3 protein-coding genes are annotated in these 3181 nt (G+C 67.1%); all 3 read right to left on the reverse strand.

Translation table 11 applies throughout. From position 1 onward, the window contains the following. Positions 1-47 precede the first annotated feature (47 nt). The 3 genes from HMPREF0591_RS34280 to HMPREF0591_RS29485 all read right to left on the reverse strand — a co-directional run bounded on the left by HMPREF0591_RS34280 (position 48) and on the right by HMPREF0591_RS29485 (position 3036). Positions 48-1055, reverse strand: coding sequence for an integrase (locus HMPREF0591_RS34280; protein ID WP_225325906.1), 1008 nt, complete (start codon positions 1053-1055; stop codon positions 48-50). Between the two features lie 608 nt (positions 1056-1663). Next, positions 1664-1981: a helix-turn-helix domain-containing protein gene (locus HMPREF0591_RS29480; protein ID WP_007172532.1), complete on the reverse strand. Its 318-nt coding sequence runs from the start codon at positions 1979-1981 to the stop codon at positions 1664-1666. A 2-nt stretch (positions 1982-1983) separates the two neighbouring features. Continuing rightward, positions 1984-3036, reverse strand: a complete 1053-nt coding sequence (locus HMPREF0591_RS29485) for a tyrosine-type recombinase/integrase (protein ID WP_007172533.1) — start codon at positions 3034-3036, stop codon at positions 1984-1986. Between the last annotated feature and the right edge of the window lie 145 nt (positions 3037-3181).

Below are 3181 nucleotides of genomic sequence, written 5' to 3' on the forward strand. Positions count from 1 at the left end.
AAAGCGCACGGGTTCGCGCGAAGGTGTGCGAGGTGGCGCCTGAAGTGTCACGGGTTGGGCAGCCGTGTGGCGTCGACGTGATCGGCGAGGTAGGCGGCGACGGCCTCGTTGCGCATGCCGTAAGCGGCGGCGACGAGTTTGGCGTCGACCGTGCCGACGAGGTCGACCAGCCGGGTGGAGCGCAGGATGCGGGGTTGGATACCGACCGCACGCAACGTGTTCTTGACGTAGCCGTCGGACGGCGCAGCGCGGGTGGCCTTGGTTTGCAAGGTGATCAACAAGTGGGAGTTGTTGCTGCCCACCGTGTCACGGTGGCTGATGCAGCGTTGCAGCGCGGTCCATGTCCACGGGTCCAGCGGCGTCGGGTGTGGTCGACGACCCAACCGGATGCGGTGAGAATCGTGATCGATGTCGGCGTCGGTGAGATGCTGCAGTTCTTGGGTGGTGGCGCCGTGCAGCAGGGCGGCCAGTCCGACGAACGCCTCGTGCGGGTGCACCTCGGGGTCGGTGCTCCATCGCCGGAACAGTTCGCGTTGCCGGTCGGTAGGCAGGGTGGGCCCGCGAAACGCCATGGTCTGCGGCGCGTTCAGCCCGGCCGTGGGGTCGATGAGCATTACCCGGCGGCGGACCGCATAGCGGCAGAACTGACGCAACCCGACCAGGTAGTAAGTGCGGCGGCTGGGATGGGCGTGCAAGAACGCTTCGACGTCGCCGACCTCGACAGTGGACCAGTCGGTCTTGCCGCGGTGGCTGGTCAGGAACTGCGCGAAGTCGCGCACCGCGCCCAGCCGGGCCTCAAGCGTGGCGTGCCCGCGCGGGTGAGTGCCGGTGCGGCGGGCGCGATCGCGCCCAGAGACGAGGTAAGCAGCGAAGCCGGTAACCACCGGCTGCAGCGGTGCGGGCACAGCGTTGATCCGCGACTGTCGACGCGCTGCGGCGCGACGTTCTTCCCGGTCCGGCGGCAGTGCCAGCTTGTTGGCGGTCAGGAAGTCTTCCAGGGCACGCGTCAGGGGCACGTCGGCGTCGATCGATTCCAGCAGTGTCTGCGGATGCACGGGAGCACCAATGTCCGCCAACCGCTTTGCAAGTCTGGTGAGCATGGCGCAGGCGCGGCTGGGATGGTGCCGCCCGACGAGGTAAGCACCGAAGCCACCCATCCAATCAGGCGGGTGATCCAGAGCCGCAGCAACGTTGGCCGCGCGCACCACGAGCCGGTGCGGCGAGCGTGCCCAGCAAGACCGGCACCGCCCGGCGCCGGCCAATCGGGTCACCTGGCCGCAGTCGACGCACGCCGCGTCCGGATTCGGTGGCCGACCAGGATGTGAGCACGATCCGCACCAGCCGGTCGTTGGCCGCAGGACCCTGCGTTTTCCGCAGCGTGGGCATTCGACTCGGTCCGCGTCGCGACGGTCCCGCCGAGCACATCTTGCGCAGACGTCGCGGTCGACGAACAGCACCGGCGCACCGCAGACTCGGCACACGCGTGAGCAGCGCACGCAACGGCCGCTGTGTGATCGTAAGACCCGTTGGACCCCACAACGCGGACAGGGCTGTTTGACTGGGGCATGGGTGCGAGCCCAATGGCAGCGAGCACACACGTCACGCTCGGGTTTGCCGACCGCGCGGCCACAGCGTTGGCAGTCCCGAATACGGCGCGTCATCGTCAGATCGGCGGCATCGACCGGCCCCGCCGCGACGGCGCTGAGTCATTGACGGCGACCTGTGGCGAGTTCGGCGAAATCGGTTGTGCGACTGGGGTGGTGTCGACGTCGAACAGATCGCCGGGTGTGCACTCCAGGGCAGTGCACAACGCGATCAGGGTGGACAGCTTGATCTGGTTGGGTTGCTTGGTGAACAACGCCGACACCGACGCCGACGACAGCTCCAATCCCGCTCTCTCGGCCAGCAGCCGCCTCAACTGCGCGCCGGTCCAGACCTCCCGTTGAGCGGCGGCCATCCGCAGCTTCCACGTGATCTGCATGCTCACTCCTGTCCGGTCAGCTCGCCCAGCGTCGCCGAGATCGCGCGCTGGTAGGCGTCTTCGATGAAGGTTTCCGATGGGCGCACGTACCGCATGGTCGAGGCGACCGTCCAGTGTCCTAAAAGTTGTTGGATGGCCACCAGATCCACTCCGCGCTCATAGTTGTGAGTCGCACAGGCCCGGCGCATCCCGTGCGGGCTGAACCAGTCCGCATCTGGACGCCCTTCCACACTCATCAAGTGCCGCAACCGGTTGCGGATCGTGGCCGCGGCCATCCGGCCACCGGACTCGTCACAGAGCAACACCGGCGAATCGGGAAACCGGCCGCGGACATCATCGAGATACCAACGCAACACCAGATCCAGCCCGTCGAGCATCGGCACCCAGCGCGGTCGCGGTCCGGATCCCTTGGCGCCCTTGCCGAACCGCACGTGCAGCTTACCGAACGGGCCACGCGGAAAGTGCACATCCGCGCGGTCGAGCATCACCACCTCCTCCGAACGCAGCCCTGCGTGATACAGCGTGCGAAACAGCGCGTAATCCCGAGCGGCCGGCGCATACTTGCGGGCGGTCGCGATCCGACCCTTGAGAAACTCAAAGAACGCGGCCACCCGCTCGGGCGCCGGCGGCGCCTGCGCGGTCGGCGAGTCGTCGCTGACATGGCGGGCGGCGTTGAATTCGTCCAACGGACAGGCCAGCCGCACCCCGAACGCCGCCTCGATCTCGGCGGCCTTGCGGACCTCCAGGAACCGGTGAAAGCCCCTAAACACCTGCAGGTAATTCCGCCGCGTCGATACCGCTCGACCCGAGCTGGCCAGCTCACCCACCACCCGGTCGACATCGGCGGCGGTCACCTCCCACACCGGCCGACCCAGCGCCGCCAGCATCCGTTCCAGCACACCGACGTCATTGGCGATCGTCGACTCGGCGAACCCCCGAGCGGTCCACGACGCCACGAACGCCTCCACGCATTCAGCCTGAAACCGCTGCGGATCCCACTGCTCGACGACCGGTGCGACCTCGCCCGTGATCACCCGCAGCCGCCCGTCGCCCACCGGCCCACCTTCCTCACACCTAAATTATCGAGGCAGCACCTTAACTCACGGAGTTATACCTTGAAGATCAGCGACACGCCAATCGGTGGGAAAACCTCAGGCAGCAGCACCAATCCGCCGAAACGAACCTGTGCTCGTTCCATAT

Origin of the sequence: Mycobacterium parascrofulaceum ATCC BAA-614, assembly GCF_000164135.1 — a bacterium.
Taxonomy (GTDB): domain Bacteria; phylum Actinomycetota; class Actinomycetes; order Mycobacteriales; family Mycobacteriaceae; genus Mycobacterium; species Mycobacterium parascrofulaceum.

Coding starts and splice junctions, on each gene's coding strand:
- HMPREF0591_RS29480 (WP_007172532.1), bottom strand. CDS start 1,981: ATGCAGATCACGTGGAAGCTGCGGATGGCCGCCGCTCAACGGGAGGTC.